18 protein-coding genes are annotated in these 18,451 nt (G+C 65.7%); 16 read left to right on the top strand and 2 right to left on the bottom strand.

The window, feature by feature from the left end:
* Nucleotides 1-974, bottom strand: a 974-nt coding sequence (locus AC5JJ6_RS15390) for an FAD-binding oxidoreductase (RefSeq protein ID WP_496042896.1), incomplete at its 3' end; no start/stop codon positions are given.
* A 329-nt stretch (nt 975-1,303) separates the two neighbouring features.
* Here AC5JJ6_RS15390 and AC5JJ6_RS15385 point away from each other — a divergent pair.
* The 7 genes from AC5JJ6_RS15385 (at nt 1,304) to AC5JJ6_RS15355 (ending at nt 7,898) form a co-directional block, all read left to right on the top strand.
* Nucleotides 1,304-2,497 (top strand): pyridoxal-phosphate-dependent aminotransferase family protein, encoded by a 1,194-nt coding sequence (locus tag AC5JJ6_RS15385; protein ID WP_496042895.1) that lies wholly within the window; start codon nt 1,304-1,306, stop codon nt 2,495-2,497.
* Between the two features lie 53 nt (nt 2,498-2,550).
* Entirely contained in the window at nt 2,551-3,306 is a 756-nt protein-coding gene (locus tag AC5JJ6_RS15380) for a TRAP transporter substrate-binding protein (RefSeq protein WP_496042894.1), read from the top strand.
* 18 nt (nt 3,307-3,324) lie between these two features.
* The gene (locus AC5JJ6_RS15375) at nt 3,325-3,537 is read left to right on the top strand and encodes a hypothetical protein (protein ID WP_496042893.1); all 213 of its coding nucleotides are present in this window, start codon (nt 3,325-3,327) and stop codon (nt 3,535-3,537) included.
* 83 nt (nt 3,538-3,620) lie between these two features.
* Complete coding sequence (locus tag AC5JJ6_RS15370; protein WP_496042897.1) at nt 3,621-4,214, top strand: TRAP transporter small permease; 594 nt, start codon at nt 3,621-3,623, stop codon at nt 4,212-4,214.
* Nucleotides 4,211-5,494: a TRAP transporter large permease gene (locus AC5JJ6_RS15365; protein WP_496042892.1), complete on the top strand. Its 1,284-nt coding sequence runs from the start codon at nt 4,211-4,213 to the stop codon at nt 5,492-5,494. The genes AC5JJ6_RS15370 and AC5JJ6_RS15365 overlap by 4 nt, the downstream gene beginning before the upstream one ends.
* 23 nt (nt 5,495-5,517) lie before the next feature.
* Complete coding sequence (locus tag AC5JJ6_RS15360; protein WP_496042891.1) at nt 5,518-6,735, top strand: CaiB/BaiF CoA transferase family protein; 1,218 nt, start codon at nt 5,518-5,520, stop codon at nt 6,733-6,735.
* 167 nt (nt 6,736-6,902) lie between these two features.
* Nucleotides 6,903-7,898 carry an MDR family oxidoreductase gene (locus tag AC5JJ6_RS15355; RefSeq protein ID WP_496042890.1) on the top strand — a complete coding sequence of 332 codons (996 nt, stop codon included), beginning with the start codon at nt 6,903-6,905 and terminating at the stop codon, nt 7,896-7,898.
* A gap of 315 nt (nt 7,899-8,213) precedes the next feature.
* On the opposite strand, the gene AC5JJ6_RS15350 is transcribed toward AC5JJ6_RS15355, so the two are convergent.
* Nucleotides 8,214-8,468: a helix-turn-helix domain-containing protein gene (locus tag AC5JJ6_RS15350; protein WP_496042889.1), complete on the bottom strand. Its 255-nt coding sequence runs from the start codon at nt 8,466-8,468 to the stop codon at nt 8,214-8,216.
* Between the two features lie 384 nt (nt 8,469-8,852).
* Here AC5JJ6_RS15350 and AC5JJ6_RS15345 point away from each other — a divergent pair, with 384 nt between their 5' ends.
* From AC5JJ6_RS15345 to AC5JJ6_RS15305, 9 genes are all read left to right on the top strand, one after another.
* Nucleotides 8,853-10,274 carry an SLC13 family permease gene (locus tag AC5JJ6_RS15345; protein ID WP_496042888.1) on the top strand — a complete coding sequence of 474 codons (1,422 nt, stop codon included), beginning with the start codon at nt 8,853-8,855 and terminating at the stop codon, nt 10,272-10,274.
* A gap of 246 nt (nt 10,275-10,520) precedes the next feature.
* Nucleotides 10,521-11,231 carry an SDR family oxidoreductase gene (locus AC5JJ6_RS15340; protein WP_496042887.1) on the top strand — a complete coding sequence of 237 codons (711 nt, stop codon included), beginning with the start codon at nt 10,521-10,523 and terminating at the stop codon, nt 11,229-11,231.
* Nucleotides 11,232-11,369: 138 nt separating this feature from the next.
* Complete coding sequence (locus tag AC5JJ6_RS15335; RefSeq protein WP_496042886.1) at nt 11,370-12,074, top strand: TetR/AcrR family transcriptional regulator; 705 nt, start codon at nt 11,370-11,372, stop codon at nt 12,072-12,074.
* Nucleotides 12,075-12,360: 286 nt separating this feature from the next.
* Nucleotides 12,361-13,800 (top strand): aldehyde dehydrogenase family protein, encoded by a 1,440-nt coding sequence (locus AC5JJ6_RS15330; RefSeq protein ID WP_496042885.1) that lies wholly within the window; start codon nt 12,361-12,363, stop codon nt 13,798-13,800.
* 81 nt (nt 13,801-13,881) lie between these two features.
* Nucleotides 13,882-14,898 carry a TRAP transporter substrate-binding protein gene (locus tag AC5JJ6_RS15325; RefSeq protein ID WP_496042884.1) on the top strand — a complete coding sequence of 339 codons (1,017 nt, stop codon included), beginning with the start codon at nt 13,882-13,884 and terminating at the stop codon, nt 14,896-14,898.
* A 5-nt stretch (nt 14,899-14,903) separates the two neighbouring features.
* Nucleotides 14,904-15,485, top strand: coding sequence for a TRAP transporter small permease (locus AC5JJ6_RS15320; protein ID WP_496042883.1), 582 nt, complete (start codon nt 14,904-14,906; stop codon nt 15,483-15,485).
* Entirely contained in the window at nt 15,482-16,756 is a 1,275-nt protein-coding gene (locus tag AC5JJ6_RS15315) for a TRAP transporter large permease (RefSeq protein WP_496042882.1), read from the top strand. The genes AC5JJ6_RS15320 and AC5JJ6_RS15315 overlap by 4 nt, the downstream gene beginning before the upstream one ends.
* Nucleotides 16,757-16,770: 14 nt before the next feature.
* Nucleotides 16,771-17,880, top strand: a complete 1,110-nt coding sequence (locus AC5JJ6_RS15310) for a zinc-binding dehydrogenase (protein ID WP_496042881.1) — start codon at nt 16,771-16,773, stop codon at nt 17,878-17,880.
* A 26-nt stretch (nt 17,881-17,906) separates the two neighbouring features.
* Nucleotides 17,907-18,451 (top strand): CaiB/BaiF CoA transferase family protein (locus AC5JJ6_RS15305; RefSeq protein WP_496042880.1); only part of this gene is annotated, 545 nt, incomplete at its 3' end.

Here is an 18,451-nt window from a genome sequence, read left to right as displayed (position 1 = left end):
GCCCGGAACAGGGGGATGGCGCGGCCAAGGTCGATCATCGCGCGGTCGGCCAGTTCGACCGCCGCCGGGCGCAGCGCCACGATATGCTGCGCCGACTCCATCGCCTGCCGGAATGTGGGGAAATGGCAGATGCCCAGCACCTTGTGGCGGGGCAGGGGCTGCAGGTCGATCTCGATCCGCTGGAAGAAGCCCAGCGTCCCTTCCGATCCGACCAGCAGCTTGGCTAGGTTGACCTTGTCCCCGCCCAGCCGCTCGATGTTGTAGCCGCCGACCTTGCGCTGGACGGTCGGGATACGCGCCGTGATCTCGTCGGCTTCGCGCCGGTACAGGTCCCGCATCCGCCGCAGCAGGTCCTGATGGCGGGCCGGAAGGTCGTTCCGTTCCGGATCGACCTCGTCGAAGTGGAGGGCGCTGCCGTCGGCAAGCACGGCGTCGATGGCGCGGACGTTATGGACCATGTTGCCATAGCGGAGCGACCGGGTGCCGCAACTGTTGTTGCCGGCCATCCCTCCCAGCGTCGCCTGCGCGCTGGTGGAAACATCGACCGGAAAGAACAGGCCGTGCGGCTTCAGCCGCTTGTTCAGCGTGTCGAGCACGAGACCGGGCTGGACGACCGCCGTGCGTGCTTCCGCGTCGAAGGCGACGACGCCGTTCAGGTGCCGGGAGCAGTCCATCACCAGCGCCTCGCCGACAGTCTGGCCGCACTGCGAGGTCCCGCCGCCGCGCGGCAGCACCGGAACGCCGGCATCCGCCGCGATCTGCAAGGCGATCTCGACGTCCTGCTCGTCGCGTGGGACGACCACGCCGATCGGCTCGATCTGGTAGATCGACGCATCGGTGCTGTAGCGCCCGCGCGAGAAGGCGTCGAACAGCACGTCGCCCTTCATCTCGCGCCGCAGCCGTTCAGCCAGCGCGCTGTCGCCGATCCGCGAAGAGGTCGGGGCGGCTGGCGTGGGACGAGAGTCGAGCGGCATGGCGTTTTCCCCGGAGCGTTATTCGGTTCGTTTCCATCAACATAACGATTTGAATGCAAAATGCCAATGCCTCGAAGATCGGCATCTGGCTTCCGGTTCGCCCGATCGAACTTAACGCAATCCGTTGCAGCGGAACGGAGTGTCAATAATGCCGACTTATGGCCTAACCGGAACGTTTCGATCTTGCCGGCGGATCGAATTTATCGCGTACGGCGGTCGAACATGGTTGCCATAAAGGCAATTTTGAATGCAAAATGGTTCATGTACTCCGGAATGGAAATGCCAAACCCGTTCCGGATCAAAGAACGTATACGGGAGGAAACATCAAAATGGCCCATCGCGGCGGACGCCACTTCCTTCAGATTCCGGGTCCGACAAACGTCCCCGACCGCATCCTGCGGGCGATGGACCGGCCGACCATCGACCATCGCGGGCCGGAGTTCCAGAAGCTCGGGCAGGAAGTCCTCGAAGGCATCAAGCCGATCTTCGGAACCACCCAGCCGGTCGTGATATACCCGGCTTCCGGCACCGGCGCGTGGGAAGCCGCCATCGTCAACACGCTGTCGCCCGGCGACAAGGTGCTGATGTTCGAAACAGGTCATTTCGCGACCCTCTGGCGCAGCCTCGCCCAGCGTTTCGGGATCGAGACGGAGTTCGTGCCCGGCGACTGGCGTCACGGCGTCGATGCCGGGGTGGTCGAAGCCAAGCTGCGCGACGACCGCGACCGCGCCATCAAGGCCGTCATGGTCGTCCATAACGAGACCTCGACCGGCGTCACCACCCGCGTCCCCCTGGTCCGCCAGGCCATCGACCGCGCCGGGCACCCGGCCCTGCTGCTGGTCGATACCATCTCGTCGCTGGGCTCGATCGACTACCGCCACGACGAATGGGGCGTCGACGTCACCGTCGCCGGCTCGCAGAAGGGGCTGATGCTGCCGCCGGGGCTTAGCTTCAACGCCGTTTCCGAAAAGGCGCTGGCCGCCAGCCGGAACAACCGCATGCCGCGTTCCTACTGGGACTGGCAGGACATGCTGAAGCCGAACCAGAACGGCTTCTTCCCCTATACCCCAGCCACCAACCTGCTCTACGGCCTGCGCGAAGCCGTCGCCATGCTGATGGAAGAGGGGATGTCCAACGTGTTCGCCCGGCACGACCGCCATGCGGAGGCGACGCGCCGCGCCGTGCGCGCCTGGGGCCTGGAAATCCTGTGCGCCGAGCCGGCCGAATATTCCAGCGCCCTGACCGCCGTGCTGGTCCCCGAAGGCCATGACGCCGACGAACTGCGCCGCGTCATCCTGGACCGGTTCGACATGTCGCTGGGCGCCGGCCTCGCCAAGCTGGCCGGCAAGGTCTTCCGCATCGGCCATCTCGGCGATTTCAACGACCTGTCGCTGGCCGGCACCCTGGCCGGCGTGGAGATGGGGCTGAGCGTCGCCGGCATTCCGCACCGCTCCGGCGGTCTGGACGCCGCCATGCGCTATCTGGAAGGCAACGGCGGGGAAACAAAGAAAGCCGCGGAGTAAACCGCGGCCCCGCCGCCGCATCGTCAAAATGAAAATTCCTGGGAGGAAACGAGATGTCCTTTAACCGCAAGCTGCTCGCTTCAGTGCTGTTCGCCGGCTCTCTCTTCGCCAGCGCCGCTTCGGCGCAGACCGAGATCAAGCTCGGCCATGTCGGTGAGCCCGGATCGCTGCTCGCCCTCTCGGCGGAGGAGTTCGCCCGCCGGGTCAACGAAAAGGTGGGCGGTCAGGCCAAGATCGTGGTGTTCGGCTCCAGCCAGCTCGGCGGCGATTCCGAACTGCTGAAGAAGCTGAAGCTCGGCACCGTCGATCTGGCGCTGCCCTCCACCGTCATGTCGTCGGAAGTCCCGCTTTTCGGCTTGTTCGAACTGCCCTATCTGGTCAAGGACCGCGCCCACATGGCCCGCCTCCGCGACGAGATCGTGATGCCGGTCATGGCTCCGGCGGCTGAAAAGGACGGCTTCAAGATCCTGGGCGTCTGGGAGAACGGCTTCCGGCAGATCACCAACAGCAAGCGTCCGATCGAAAAGCCGACCGACCTCCAGGGCATCAAGCTGCGCGTTCCCAGCGGCGTCTGGCGCGTCAAGATGTTCCAGTCCTACGGCGCCAATCCCAGCCCGATGGCCTTCTCCGAAGTGTTCGTGGCGCTCCAGACCGGCGTGATGGACGGACAGGAAAACCCGCTGGCCCAGATCTACCCGTCGCGCTTCTACGAAGTGCAGAAATACCTGTCGATGACCAACCACGTCTATACGCCGGCCTACCTGACCGCCGGCCGGAGCTGGAAGAAGTACAGCCCAGAAATGCAGTAGGCGCTGACCGACGCGGCGGTGGAATCGCAGCCCGTCGTCTTTGAACTCGCGGCCAAGATGGACGAGGACTTCCTGCAGAAGCTCAAGGATGGCGGCATGCAGGTCAACCAGGTCGATCAGAGCGTCTTCGTGGCCGCCAGCGAGGGCATCTACAAGGAATTCGCCACCCAGGTGCCGGAAGCCAAGGACCTGATCCAGAAGGCGCAGGAACTCGCCAAATCCGGTTCCTGATCGCCCGTAGCATCGCGGCCGTCCACCTATAAGGGACGGCCGCACGGCTTCTCCGCCATCCGCAAAGGAGCGTTTCCTTGTCCGTGCTCCCAATGCTGCGCACCGGCTTCGGCCGGGTGCTCGAGGCTATCGTCGTCTTTCTCGTCGTAGCGCTCACCGTCATCATCATCGCGGGCTTCGTCTTCCGCAGCTTCGGCAGTTCGCTGGTCTGGTACGACGAGGTCGCGTCGATCGGTCTCGCGTGGCTGACATATTACGGCTCGGCGCTGGCGGCGTTGCGCGGCGCCCATATCGGCTTTCCCGGCATCGTCAACGCCATGCCGCCGCGCCTGCGGCTGGCCGTCGCCCTGTTCGGCGAAGCCTGCGTCTTCCTGTTCTTCATCGTCCTGACCTATACCGGCATGGAAGTGCTGATGATCCTGGAAGGCGACACCCTGGTCAGCCTGCCAAGCATTCCGCTCCAGCTCACCCAGTCGGTGATCCCGATCGGCGCCGTCCTGTTCATGATCGCGGAACTGCTGCGCCTGCCCGACGTCATCAAGTCGGCGCTCGGCGACGGCTTCGTCGATCACGAGCTTGAAGACGCTCTCCCCGGCATCGAGGCGCCGCCCGTCCACACGGGAGCCCACGGAGCATCAGCCGGCAGCCCCGTTCTCGAGGGAGGTTCGCGCCGATGACCATCGGTTTCATGCTCAGCGGCCTGTTCGCCCTGGTCCTGCTCAACGTTCCCATCGCGGTGGCCCTCGGCCTCGTCGCGATGACCGCGATCGTCCTGATGCAGGGCATCGACATGCTGCCCAACGTCGCTCTCGTCATGTTCGACGGATCGACCAACTTCCCGCTGCTGGCGATCCCGCTGTTCATCCTGGCCGGCGCCATCATGAACGCGTCCAGCATCTCGCGCCGGCTGGTGGCCTTCGCCTCCGCCCTGTTCGGCTTCGTCCGGGGCGGGCTGTCGATGGTGGTGATCGGCGCGTCGATGTTCTTCGCGGAGATTTCCGGCTCCGCCGTCGCCGGCGTCGCGGCACTCGGCACGATCCTGATCCCGGCGATGCGGGCGCGGGGCTATTCCAAGGAGTTCTCGGCGGCCATCTGCTCCTCGGCCTCCAGTCTCGCGATCATCATCCCGCCGTCGATCCCGATGATCCTCTACGCCGTCATGGCCGAGACGTCGGTGGTCAAGATGTTCGTCGCCGGCATCATTCCGGGTATCCTCGGCGCCGTCGGTCTGGCGCTCACGGCCTATATCATCGCGGTCCGCAAGAACTTCCCGGTGGAGGAACGGTTCCAGGTCAGCCGCGTCTGGGCGACCTTCAAGGACGCCGCCTGGGCCTTCCTGCTGCCGGTGATCATCCTCGGCGGCATCTTCGGCGGCTTCGTGACCGCGACCGAAGGAGCCGGGCTGGCGGTCGCCACGGCGCTGTTCATCAGCCTGTTCATCTACCGCGAGCTGAACCTGCGCGAACTGCGCAAGGCCTGCATCGACGGCGGCATCCAGACGGCCGTGGTCATGCTGCTGGTCGCAAGCTCCGCCCTGATCGGCACCTTCCTGACCGAAGCGCAGCTTCCCCAGGAGCTGGCGCGCGGCATCACCTCCATCACCGACGACAAATACGCGGTGCTGGCCCTGCTGAACGTCGCCTTCCTGATCCTCGGCATGTTCCTTCACTCGGCGGCGGCGATCATCCTGGTGGTGCCCATCGTCATGCCGCTGGTCCATCAGCTCGGCATCGATCCGGTGCATTTCGGTCTGGTGGTCACGCTGAACCTTGCCATCGGCCAGCAGACCCCGCCGGTCGCCAGCGTGCTGATCGCCGCGTGCTCGATCGCCCGGTCGGACATCTGGGAAACGACCAAGGTCAACCTGGGCTTCATCGGCGTCCTGCTTCTCGTGCTGATGATCTGCACCTACGTACCGGCCCTGTCGCTGGCGCTGGTCGATGTATTCTACGGATGATGGTATTGCGGGGAAAATGACGCATGGTTGAGGAAATCAGATCCGCCGGTTCCGGCCCGCTGGCCGGCATCAAGGTGATCGAACTCGCCCACATCATGGCCGGCCCCGTCTGTGGCCTGATGCTGGCCGACATGGGCGCCGACGTCGTCAAGGTGGAGAAGGTGCCCGGCGGCGACGACAGCCGACGCATGGTGCCGCCGGCCATCGAAGGTGAATCTGCGGCCTTCATGATGATGAACCGCAACAAGCGCGGCATCGCGCTCGACCTCAAGAACGAAGACGGCAAGGCGGTGCTCCACCGCCTGCTGCGCGACGCCGACGTGGTGATCGAGAACTACCGGCGCGGCACGATGGAGAAGCTGGGCTTCGGCTACGAGGCAATGCGGGAGATCAACCCCGGCATCATCTATTGCGAGATCTCCGGCTTCGGCCGGACCGGCCCGCTGGCCGACGCCGCCGGCTTCGACCTGATCGCCCAGGGCATGAGCGGCCTGATGAGCATCACCGGCGAGGGCCATGGCCGCCCGCCGGTCAAGGTCGGAGCGCCGGTGACCGACATCTCCGCCGGCCTGCTGGCCTGCATGGGGGTGATGGCGGCGCTGGTCGAGCGCGGCAAGACAGGGCAGGGCCAGAAGGTCGATACCTCCCTGTTCGAGGCCGGCATCATCCACACCTACTGGCAATCGGCGATCCGGCTGGCGACGGGAGTCAGTCCGGGGCCGATGGGCTCCGCCCATCCGCTCAACGCGCCGTATCAGGCATACCCCACAGCCGACGGCTGGATCAATGTCGGGGCAGCCAACCAGTCCAACTGGCTGCGCCTGCTCGACGCCATCGAGGCGCCGGAACTGGCGGAGGACCCCCGCTTCGCCGCCAACCCCGGCCGCATGGGCAACCTGGACGAATTGACCGCCGTGCTCAGCGCGATCTTCAAGCGGCGCACCACGGCCGATTGGCTGGCGGTGCTGGAACGCGCCGGCGTCCCCGCCGGTCCCGTCCTGACCATCGCCGAAATGCACGACCACCCCCAGACCCGCGCCCGCGACATGGTGGTCAAGGTCGAGCACGAAAAGGCGGGACCGGTCGAAACGCTGGGACTGCCGATCAAGTTCTCCCGCACCCCCGGCGGCGTCCGCCGCGGCGCTCCGACCTTCGGCCAGGACAGCCGCGCGCTTCTGGCCGAACTGGGCTATGGAGAGGACGAAATCGACCGTCTCGCCGGGTCGGGAGCCATCGGCTAGGTTTTATACCGCCGGCACCGAAGCTCGACTGGTCTGGAGCGCTGACTGTTTCCTGAGCATCGGCCTATTTGTTTGACAAATATGCCAATGCTTCGTAGCGTGATTTCCATCGCGGCGGACCGTTGAGTCCTCCCCTGGAAATCACGCTGTTCGGAGGAAAATCCAAAGTGACCGATAGCTTCAAGGCCTTTGTCATCGAGGATGCTGACGGCAAGCCGAAGGGCGGCTTCAAGCAGCTGAACCTCGCCGACCTGCCCGACAACGACGTGCTTGTCGAGGTCGCCTATTCCACCGTCAACTACAAGGACGGTCTGGCGGTGTCCGGCAAGGGCCGGATCGCCCGCAAGCTGCCCATGGTCGGCGGCATCGATCTTGCCGGCACAGTGGTCGAATCCCGCTCTTCCCAGTGGAAGCAGGGCGACCGGGTGATCGTCAACGGCTGGGGCCTGTCGGAAACGGCGTGGGGCGGCTATGCCAAGTTCCAGCGCCTGAAGCCGGAATGGCTGACCCGCCTGCCGGACGCCTTCACCCTCGAAGAGGCGATGGGCATCGGCACCGCAGGCTACACCGCCTCCCTCTGCGTCGACGCGCTGGAGAAGTGGGGCGTCATCCAGCCCGGCGGCAAGGAAGTGCTGGTCACGGGGGCCGCCGGCGGCGTCGGCTCGGTTGCGGTGGCGCTGCTCGCCAAGCGGGGCTATCCGGTGACGGCGGCGACCGGCCGTCCGGAAACCCATGACTATCTCGGCAGCCTCGGCGCCACCAGCTTCATCGAGCGCGGCGCGCTGTCGGAAAAAGGTGCGCCCTTGCAGAAGGAGCGCTGGGCCGGCGGCGTCGATGCGGTCGGCGGCCAGACGCTGGTCACCGCCCTGTCGCAGACCGTCTACGGCGGCGCCATCGCCGCCTGCGGTCTGGCAGGCTCGGCCGACCTGCCGGGAACGGTGCTGCCCCACATCCTGCGCAGCGTCGCCCTGTTGGGCGTCGACAGCGTGATGGCGCCGCAGCCCAAGCGCGACGCCGCCTGGACCCGCCTCGCCCGCGATCTCGACAAGGCGCACCTGAAGTCGATGTACGAGGTCCAGCCCTTCGACGCCCTGCCCGGTCTGGCAACGAAGATCCTGGCTGGCCAGATCCGCGGCCGCGTGGTGATCGACATCAACGGGTGAGTCTTCCGCCTGACCGGCGATCCAGGAATGGCGCTGGGTCTCATCGAGCGGATCGAGTAGCAGGATTGGAGTTGGAGCCGCCGATCCCGAAGCCCAGCGACTGCTGCATGCCCGCAGTCCACTGGGCTTCCATGCGGGCGGCGATCTCCGAACAGGGTGGACAGCCGCTTCATCCGGTCATGCCGAGTTTCGCCGGGGATGAACTCCCCGGCGCGCTTGAAGTGTTGGGCCGTGGCCCAACAAGCACTTTCCTCATAGGCCAAGCTTAAGGACCGTTGGTTTCATAGCCGCTGAGATTGTCGCTCCAGACCCTGATCATCGATCCCTCTCCCGTTGTAGATCTTCGAGCGTCGGCCGGCCGGCATTGGCGGCGGTGAGGCGCAGATCGAGGCCGAGCACGGTCAGGATAGCCATTATCTTGTTGAAGCCGAGCTCGCGCTGGGCTCCGGTTTCCAGGGCCGTTATCGTGGCCCGGCTGGTTCGGGAGCGCTGGGCAAGCTGCGTCTGGGTCAGCCCCAGCACCTTGCGCTCGACAGCGATCCTTTCGCCGATAACCAGCAGATCCAGCATATGGGTGCCTCATATATCAGGCATATCAAGTCAAAACGGTTTAAGTGACTAACATATAAGGCATTGAGGCGCGAGCCAAACATATAGGCAAGGCTGGCGCCGGGAGGCGATGCCGTTCCTCCCGCAACACCGTGCAGACTGTCCCCCGAGCAGCCCCAATCTCACCCCTCTGTATACGCAAAATGCCGCTTGATCCGGTTTCAAGATACATGCTTGCCATAATATGATTAGCATGCATACAATCATGCAGCAAAAGGCAAGGGCGGGCATACAAACACTAAGCCCGGCCCATAACGGAGGGAACGTTCGATATGCAGAAGCGAGGATCTATCCCGCTCCCGGTACCCCTGTGCCGATCCGATATCGAGGGGGAGGCGCTGCGCCATGTCCCCTGAACTGATCTCGATCTATGCGCTGGCGGTGATGTTCATAATCGCCACGCTGCTGCCGATCAACATGGGCATACTGGCGTTCGTCGGCGCCTTCCTGATCGGGACGCTGGTGGCGGGGCTGGGCACCAAGGAAATCATCGCCGGTTTCCCGACCGGGCTGTTCCTGACGCTCGTCGGCATCACCTACCTGTTCGCCCTGGCGCAGAACAACGGCACCATCGACTGGCTGGTCCAGCTTGCGGTCCGGGCGGTCAAGGGACATGTCGCGGCGATCCCCTGGATCATGTTCTTCATCGCCGCGGTCCTGACCTCCGTCGGCGCCGTCAGCCCGGCGGCGGTCGCGATCATCGCTCCGATAGCACTCGGCTTCGCGATCCAGCACAAGATCAGCCCTTTGCTGATGGGCCTGATGGTGATCCACGGCGCGCAGGCCGGCGGTTTTTCTCCGATCAGCATCTATGGCGGCATCACCAACGGCATCGTCGCCAAGGCAGGCCTGCCGCTGAGCGCCGTCACGACCTTCGCAGCCAGCTTCTTCGTCAACTTCGCTGTAGCGGCGCTGCTTTTCGTGCTGCTGGGCGGCCGGAAGCTGATGAGCCGCCGCGCCGTAATGGCCGGGGTTTCCGACAGCGTCCCCGACGGCATACCGGCGGGCAGCGTCGGCGCCATGTCGAACATCCGCACCATCGGCCAGTCCACGCCGCAGGGCGGCGCCCAGGTCTACGGCGATGCCGAGGCTGAATCGCTCCGCGAGGAGCTTGAGCTTTCCATGGGCAACGCCGACAGCGTCATGGGCAAGCAGGTCGCGCGCGAAAGCGCCTTCTCCAAGCCTTACCAGATGGTCACCATCGCCGGTCTGGTGCTGCTGGCCGTCCTGACGCTGGCGTTCAAGCTCGATATCGGCTTCGTCGCGATCACCATCGGCTTGGTCCTGTCGCTGATGTCGCCCAACCTCCAGAAGCGGGCGATAGGGCAGGTGTCGTGGCCGGAAATCGTTCTGATCACCGGCGTCAGCACCTATGTCGGCGTGCTGGAGGCGATGGGCACCATCGACTTCGTCGGCCACAGCGTCGCCGGCATGACCTCGCCGCTGATCGCCGCCTTGCTGCTGTGCTTCATCGGGGCCGTCGTCTCGGCCTTCGCCTCATCGACGGCGGTCCTGGGATCGCTGATCCCGCTGGCCGTGCCGTTCCTTCAGGCCGATACCGGCGTCGGCGCCATCGGCTTCATCGCCGCGATGGCGGTCTCGTCGACCATCGTCGATGTCAGCCCGTTCTCGACCAACGGCGCGCTGGTCCTGGCGAACGCCCAGGGCGTCGACCGCGACCAGTTCTTCCGCCGCCTGATGGGCTATGGAGCACTGGTGACCGTCGTGGCGCCCGTCGTCGTCTGGGGCCTCTTCGTCGTCCTTTGAGAAGCGCCGAAAGTACGGATAGGCGGGGGAAGTCATCGGCCTCCCCCGCCTACCCCGGTAATCCTCCGCCAGTTTTCTGTATCGGTCGTTAGATAATGTGGTTGACTAAGCCCGGCAACGCGTCTAGCTATTTATATAGTGATCGATACAGAAATAGCGGGCCGACCGCGCGATCCGGCTGGGATGACCGACGGTCCGTCATGGAAAGGATGAACGATGAGTGAATTGACTGGTAAGCGCGCCCTCGTGACGGGTGCCTCGCGGGGTATCGGCGCCGCCATTGCGCTGGCGCTTGCGGACAAGGGCGCCGATGTGGCCATCACGTATGAGCGTTCGGCCGATCGCGCAGCCGAGATCGTCCGCGCCATCGAGGAAAAGGGCAGGCGGGGTCTGGCCATACAGGCCGACAGCGCCGATCCGGCGGCGGTGAAGCGCTCGGTCGAAGAGGCGGTCGAAGGGCTCGGCGGCCTCGACATTCTCGTCAACAATGCCGGCATCGCCCGCGCGGGCACGGTGGCGGAGATGAGCCTCGCCGATATCGACGCACTCCTGAATATCAACGTGCGTGCGGTCGTGCTGGCCTCGCAGGCGGCGATCCCGCATCTCGGGCAGGGCGGCCGCATCGTCTCGATCGGATCAAGTCTGGGCGAGCGGGTTCCGTTTCCGGGCGTGACGGTCTACTCCTTGACCAAATCAGCGCTGCTCGCCTTCACCCGGGGCCTTGCGCGCGAACTCGGGCCGCACGACGTCACCGTGAATTTGGTGCAGCCGGGAGCGACCGACACCGATATGAATCCGGCCGATGGCGAACAGGCCGATGGTTTGCGCGCCATGACGCCGCTCGGGCGCTACGGAAACCCACAGGACGTGGCGGCTGCCGTGACGTTCCTTGCGAGCCCCGCGGCAAGACAGATCACCGGGACGATCGTCACGGTCGACGGCGGATTGAACGCCTGAACCAAGCCGTCTGGCGGGAACCTGCCTCAGCAGAAGAGGATGCGCCGATGGCCTATCCCGGAACCGGACGCGTCAGCATATCCGTGCCGGTCGGCGTGAATCCGGCCTCCTGCATTGCGGCGATACGTTACCGGGCATATGTATCGTCCGATGCAGAAATCACCGCAAAGCGCGAAAGCCGAACCGACAAGGGCCGCACGCGGCCGTGGGCGGCCCCGCGAGCTCGATCGCGAGGCCGCTCTAGCACAGGCGACCCGCGTGTTCTGGTCCAAAGGATTCGAAGCGACGTCGATCTCGGACCTCACGAAAGCGATGGGGATCGGGTCGCCCAGCCTCTACGCGGCATTCGGGTCGAAGGAAGCGCTTTACGCCGAGGCGCTCCAACACTATGGCCAATGCTACGAACCGCTCTTCTGGAGCAATTTCCACTCTGCCGCCACGGCGCGCGAAGCGATGATGTCGTTGCTGCTGGACTCCGCCGCATCCATGAGCGGATGCCGCGCCGATATTCCCAACGGGTGCATGGTTGCCCTTTCGTCGGTCGGCAGCGAAGGTCATGAGCAACTCGGCGGGCTGCTGCGGTCGGCGCGCGCTGTCGGGCTGGAACGCATAAAGGCACGCCTGGAGCGGGCCGTCGCGGATGGCGAAGTTCCGGCGTCGGTCGATCTGCACGCACTGGCTCGCTTCGTGCAGACCGTCCAGAGCGGCATGTCGATCCTGGCCCGGGACGGCGCGAGCCGCGCCGAACTGGAGGATGTGGCCCAGGTCGCCATGATGGGCTGGGACGCTCGCGTCGGCACCCGCAACGCGTCACGCCCCGACCGGACGCCGGGCGGCGAGTAGTCTGCATACCGCCAGTCATCACCGCCACGGCTATAGCGCCATCCGCAGCCTCCATCCCCGGCTATAGCTTATTCCGATACCTACATACGTTATATCGTATTTCCCACGTATTGCCGGCAGGTCTATTCTCAAGGCCGCCAAAGAAAAAAACACGGTTCGGGGAGATGCGACTGGGCTGGCGAGTAGTCGCCGGCGGCACGGCTGGGCAAACCCAGTAAAGCCGATCAAAAACTCCGTCATGGCTCAAGAAAAATCTCGGGACCGCGCACCACGAGAGTGAGGACACATGCCTTTCGACCAGATTCTCATCAATAACAATTGGTCTTCGGGGTCGGGTGGCCAGACAATTCCGATGCTGAGCCCTAGCGACGGCAAAGAGATCTCCCGCATCGCCCGCGGCACCGCCGAGGATGTCGACAACGCCGTGCGCGCCGCCCGCCGGGCCTTCGAGGGCGCCTGGGGCCAGACGCCGGCGCTGGAGCGGGGCCGCCTGCTGACCCGTCTCGGCCAGCGGATCCTGGAGAACGCCGAGGAACTGGCCCAGATCGAGGCGAGCGACACCGGCAAGCCGCTCAAGCAGGCCCGAGCCGACATCGTCAACGCCGCCCGGTATTTCGAGTTCTACGGCGGCGCCGCCGACAAGATCCATGGCGACACCATCCCGTTCCTAGACGGCTACACCGTCATGATCCTGCGCGAGCCGCGCGGCGTCACCGGCCATATCATCCCCTGGAACTATCCGGCCCAGATGTTCGGCCGCACGCTCGGCCCCAGCCTCGCCGCCGGCAACGCCGCCGTGCTCAAGCCGGCCGAGGAGGCCTGCCTGTCCTGCATCCGGCTGGCCGAGATCGCCATGGAGATCGGCTTCCCGCCCGGCACCATCAACGTCGTGACCGGCTATGGCGAGGAAGCCGGCGCGGCGCTGGCCGCCCATCCCGGCATCGACTTCCTGTCGTTCACCGGTTCGCCCGAGGTCGGCACGCTGGTTCAGAAGGCCGCTGCGGAACACCATGTTCCCTGCGTGCTGGAACTTGGCGGCAAGTCGCCGCAGATCGTGTTCGAGGATGCCGACCAGCGGCTGGCGATCGAGAGCATCGTCAACGCCATCGTGCAGAACGCCGGCCAGACCTGCTCCGCCGGCAGCCGCGTGCTGGTGCAGCGCTCGATCTTCGACAGCTTCATCGCCGATCTCGCCCGGCGCGTCGCCGCGGTCCGCGTCGGTCCCCATGGCGACGACCTGGATTGCGGTCCCGTCATCAGCGCCAACCAGTTCGACCGCGTCCAGGGCTTCCTGGCCCAGGCCAAGTCCGACGGTGTCCCCGTCCTCGCCGAGGGCGTCATCGTCGAGGGCGCACCCCAAGGCGGCTACTACGTCAAGCCGACGCTGTTCGGTCCCGTGCCGCTCAAGCACTCGCTGGCGTGCGAGGAAGTCTTCGGGCCTGTGCTGTCCGCCATCCCGTTCGACGACGAGGCGGATGCGATCCGGATCGCCAACGGGACCGACTTCGGGCTGGTCGCCGGCATCTGGACCAAGGACGGCGCCCGCCAGTTGCGCATGGCGCGTGCGGTGCGGGCGGGACAGGTGTTCGTCAACGCCTATGGGGCTGGCGGCGGCATCGAACTGCCGTTCGGCGGCGTCAAGAAGAGCGGCCATGGCCGCGAGAAGGGATTCGAGGCGCTGCGCGAGTTCACCGTGGCGAAGACGGTCGTCCTCAAGCACGGCTGAGCGACGATCAAGTCACCGACCAAGACCAAGCAAGACCAAGCAACGATAATCAACCGTAAATCCAAAAGGGGAGGATCGCCCATGTTGTCCCGTCGCGCCCTGTTCGGTGCCTGCGCCTGCGCGCTTGCCTTCGCGGCCCTCGACGCCATGCCGGTGGAGGCCCGCGAGATGCGGGGCCGCCTGGGTCACGTCTTCGCCACCAACAGCCCGGTCGATCAGGCCAGCCAGGAATTCGCCCGCCTGATCAAGGAAAGGTCGAACGGCGAGATCGACATCTCGGTGTTCCCCAACAGCCAGCTCGGCGGCGACGAGACGCTGGGCCGCGAGCTGGCGCGGGGTTCGCTGGAACTGGCGTTCCTCAACCCCGGCTCGCTGACCGGCCTGGACCCCCTGCTCGACATCCATTACCTGCCATACATCGTCAACGACTTCGCGCAGGCCGACAAGGTCTTCTACAACGAGAACGGCATCCTCCAGAAGACGCTGCGGGAAACGCTGCGCAAGCATAAGATGGAGCCGCTGGGCTTCTTCGAGCTGGAGTTCCGCTCGGTCACCAACTCGCGCCGGCCGGTCGAGAAGATCGCCGATCTACAGGGCCTCAAGCTGCGGGTGCCCGGCTCCGCCGGCATCAAGGGCTTCTTCGCCGCAGCACAGGCGCAGCCGATCACGATGCCCTTCCCGGAGCTGTTCACCGGCCTTCAGCAAGGCACTGTGGACGGCCAGGACAACGGGCCGAGCATCACCTACAACTCGCGCCTGTTCGAAGCGCAGAAGTTCATGACGACGACCAACCACGTCTACGCCATGGGCACCGTCGTCGCCGGCGACCGCTTCTGGGGCCGTCTCAGCGACGAGCAGCGGACCATGATCCGCGACACCGCGACGGAAGTCACCCGCAAGCAGATCGAGAACAACCGGGCGCTCAACAAGGAATTTCTCGCCAAGATCGCGGCCGGCGGCGTCAAGGTCACCGAGCTTTCGCCCGAGACCCTCAAGGAGTTCGCCGAGTTCGGCCGGGCGCAATGGGATAGCCTGGGCAAGATCTATGGCGAGGAGCGCGTCAAGCTGCTGCGCGCCGAGATCGCGGAGCTGGATTGATGTCCATGGTGGAGCGAACCCAGTTGGCCCCCGGCGTCGCGGTGGCGCCGGGTTCCGGATCCTCGGCGCTCGACCGGGTCGAACAGGGGATCTACCGGGTGGAGGCGTTCATCGCCGGGGCATCCCTCGTGGTGATGCTCGCCACCATCGTGTTCAGCGTCGTCGCGCGCTATTTCGAACTGCCGGTCCCGAACGTCAGCGAGCTGGGCATCGTCGCCATGGCGCCGCTGACCTTCGTCGGCGCGGCACTCTGCACCTACGCCCGCGCCCATATCAGCGTCGAGATCGCCCAGCAGCTTCCCTCCAAGCTGCTGCGGTCGATCGCCCACGCCGGCGCCATGCTGTCGCAGCTTCTGTTCGCCGGCATCTTCCTCTACGTCGCGTGGGAGTTCTTCGCCTACGCATACGACTCCAACGAGAACCTGATCGACCTGGGCACTCCCGTCGCGGTGCCGGCCGGGTTCATGGTCCTGGGCAGCGCCCTGATGATCCTCCATGCGCTGGCCGATCTCTACCGCCTCGTCACGGGCCAGCCTCATCCGGGATTGCCCCATCCGGGATTGCCCAACTCCGGAGGATTGTCATGACGCCGATCGTCTTCGGTCTGGCGATGCTGCTGCTGATCGGAGCGCCGATCGGCATAGCCTTCGCGCTGGTCGTGCTGCTGAACGTCGAGACCTTCGACCTCTGGCTGGATAGCCTGGGCTCGGTCCCCTACGACAGCGTCATGAGCTTCCCGCTGCTGGCGATTCCGCTGTTCCTGCTGGTCGGCGAGGTCATGAACCGGGGCGGATTGGCGGAAAGCCTGACCGCCTTCTGCGACCTGCTGCTGCGGCGCCTGCCGGCCCGGCTCGGGCATATCGCAATCGGCGCCAGTGCGCTGATGGGCGCCATCACCGGGTCCTCCGTCGCGACGGTCGCCGCCATCGGCGGCACGGTCGGACCGGAGATGGAGCGGCGCGGTTATCGGCGCGGCTACATCGCCTCGCTGGTCGCAGCGGCCGGACTGCTCGGCGTGCTGATCCCGCCGTCGATCCCGCTGATCCTCTACGGCTCGATCGTCGGCGTCTCGATCACGGAACTGTTCCTGGCGACGCTCCTGCCGGGTCTCGTGATGGCCTGCGCCTTCTTCGCGACCCACGCGATGCTGGCACGCCGCGCCCTGGCCAACGGCCGGGAAAGTGCGGCTCCCGAGACCAGCCGCACGCTGTCCCGCGGCCGCCACAACCTGCGCACCGCCTCGGCGCTGTTCCTGCCGGTGCTGGTGCTGGGCGGCATCTACAGCGGCCTGTTCACTCCGACGGAAGCGGCGGCGGTCGCGGCGCTCTACACCATCGTCGTGACGCTGCTCCAGCGGACGCTGCGGACGGACGAACTGCCGGGCGTGTTCAGCACGACGGCGCGGACCGCCGCCGCGATCCTGACGATCATCGCCTTCACGGCCATCTTCAACCGGGCGCTGGTCCTGGCGCAGATCCCGCAGGACATCGCCAGCTTCGCCGTCAGCGTGACCGACAGCCCGCTGGTCTTCCTGGCGATGGTCAACCTCGTCCTGCTGCTGGTCGGCATGTTCATGGAGACCAACGCTGCCGTGCTGCTGATGGGACCGCTGCTGGCGCCCGCCGCCGACCGGTTCGGCATCGATCCGGTCCATTTCGGCATCATCCTGGTGACCAATATCGAGATCGGCCTGCTGACGCCGCCGCTTGCCGCCAACCTCTACGTGGCGGCGCGGACGACGGGGGCCAGCCTGCTCGAGATGGCGCCGTATTTCGGCTGGTTCCTGCTGGCCACGCTGCTGACGCTGACCGCCATCACCTACATCCCTGCGCTGCCGCTCTGGTACCGCGTTTTCTGATCTGGAGACACCCCATGACAGCCCTTCCCACCAGTTCCCGCGCCGCTGTCCTGCGCCAGTTCGGCGAGCCGCTCCGGATCGAGGACGTGCCGGTCCCGCGCGAGATCGAGCCCGGCGCCATCCTGGCCCGGATCGAGACCTGCTCCGTCTGCGGCACCGACGTCCACCTGTCGCGCGGCACGCTGTCGCTCAAGGTCGACCTGCCCATCATCATCGGCCACGAGATGGTCGGCCGGATCGTGGCGCTCGGCTCCGGCTCGGACCGCGACAGCGTCGGCAACCCGCTCCGGGTCGGCGACCGCATCGTCTATACCCACACCGCCTGCGGCTCGTGCTTCTACTGCACCGTCGCCCGCCAGCCGACGCTGTGCGACAACCGCAAGGCCTATATGTACGAGTCGATGGAGAAGCCGCCGTTCCTGATGGGCGGCTTTTCGGAATACGGCTACGTCCTGCCGGAATCGGGCCGCATCCGCGTGCCGGACAACGTTCCCAACGACCTCGCCAGCCTGTGCAGCTGCGCCTTCCGCTCCGTCATGAACGCCACGTCGCAGCTTGGGACGATAGCGCCGACCGACACGGTCGCGATCCAGGGCGCCGGTCCGCTGGGCCTGCTCGCGGCGGCGGTCGCCAAGGTCGGCGGCGCCAGGCGGGTCATCGTGATCGGCGGTCCCTCGGCCCGGCTCGACATGGCGCTGGCCTTCGGCGCCGACGAGGTCATTCCGGTCGAGACGACTTCGCCGGCGGAACGCGCCGAAAAGGTGCGCGAGTTGTCCAACGGACGCGGCGCCGACATCGTCATGGAGTTCACCGGCCATCCCGGCGCGTTCTCCGAGGGGTTGGAGATCGCCCGCAAGGGCGGCCGCTATCTGGTCGTCGGCCAGCTGGGCGACGCCGGCACCGAGATCAAGCCGTCGACGATCGTCAAGAAGAACCTCCAAGTCATCGGCTCGTTCTCGGGAGATGCCGCCAGCTATTGGAAGGCCTTGCAGTTCGTCCAGCGCCACCAGAAGACGATCCCGTTCGACCGCATGATCACCGGCCGCTTCCGCCTGGACGAGGTCAACACAGCACTGGAGCGGATGCGGAAGTTCGAGGAAATCAAGCCCGTCATCGAGATCTGACAAACCATCCGACTGGAACGCGACAGATGCCGCACTACGACGAGAACAACCGCGGCCCCTTGGATGGGGTGAGGATACTCGACCTGTCCCGGCTGGTCGCCGGCAACATGGTAACCCATGTGCTGGCCGACCACGGCGCCGACGTGATCAAGGTGGAGCACCCGCAGAAGGGCGACGACCTGCGCAACTGGCGGGTCGAGGGAGTCGAGATCTACTGGAAGGTCTATTCCCGCAACAAGCGCAGCATGGCGCTCGACATCAAGACCGACGCCGGCAAGGACATCCTGCTGCGTCTGGCCGAGACCGCCGACGTCGTCGTGGAGAATTTCGTTCCCGGCACGCTGGAGCGCTGGGGCCTCGGGCCGGACGTGCTGCATGGACGCAACCCCGGCCTGGTCATCCTCCGCATCTCCGGCTGGGGCCAGACCGGACCCTACGCCAAGCGGCCGGGCTTCGGGACGCTGGTCGAGGCGATGTCGGGCTACGCCCACCTCAACGGCTATCCCGACCGTCCGCCGGTCCTGCCGCCGCTGGCGATGGCCGACATGGTCGCGGGACTATACGGGTCGTC

The sequence above is a fragment of the Skermanella sp. genome (assembly GCF_059503625.1).
Note: the sequence above shows the minus strand (reverse complement) of the source record. Positions and strands in the feature narration are given on the sequence as shown.

Bases quoted from the DNA above. Each gene is read 5' to 3' on its own strand.
- AC5JJ6_RS15385 (WP_496042895.1), top strand. From the start codon at position 1,304: ATGGCCCATCGCGGCGGACGCCACTTCCTTCAGATTCCGGGTCCGACA.
- AC5JJ6_RS15380 (WP_496042894.1), top strand. From the start codon at position 2,551: ATGTCCTTTAACCGCAAGCTGCTCGCTTCAGTGCTGTTCGCCGGCTCT.
- AC5JJ6_RS15365 (WP_496042892.1), top strand. From the start codon at position 4,211: ATGACCATCGGTTTCATGCTCAGCGGCCTGTTCGCCCTGGTCCTGCTC.
- AC5JJ6_RS15360 (WP_496042891.1), top strand. From the start codon at position 5,518: ATGGTTGAGGAAATCAGATCCGCCGGTTCCGGCCCGCTGGCCGGCATC.
- AC5JJ6_RS15350 (WP_496042889.1), bottom strand. From the start codon at position 8,468: ATGCTGGATCTGCTGGTTATCGGCGAAAGGATCGCTGTCGAGCGCAAG.
- AC5JJ6_RS15345 (WP_496042888.1), top strand. From the start codon at position 8,853: ATGTCCCCTGAACTGATCTCGATCTATGCGCTGGCGGTGATGTTCATA.
- AC5JJ6_RS15335 (WP_496042886.1), top strand. From the start codon at position 11,370: ATGTATCGTCCGATGCAGAAATCACCGCAAAGCGCGAAAGCCGAACCG.
- AC5JJ6_RS15330 (WP_496042885.1), top strand. From the start codon at position 12,361: ATGCCTTTCGACCAGATTCTCATCAATAACAATTGGTCTTCGGGGTCG.
- AC5JJ6_RS15325 (WP_496042884.1), top strand. From the start codon at position 13,882: ATGTTGTCCCGTCGCGCCCTGTTCGGTGCCTGCGCCTGCGCGCTTGCC.
- AC5JJ6_RS15320 (WP_496042883.1), top strand. From the start codon at position 14,904: ATGGTGGAGCGAACCCAGTTGGCCCCCGGCGTCGCGGTGGCGCCGGGT.
- AC5JJ6_RS15315 (WP_496042882.1), top strand. From the start codon at position 15,482: ATGACGCCGATCGTCTTCGGTCTGGCGATGCTGCTGCTGATCGGAGCG.
- AC5JJ6_RS15310 (WP_496042881.1), top strand. From the start codon at position 16,771: ATGACAGCCCTTCCCACCAGTTCCCGCGCCGCTGTCCTGCGCCAGTTC.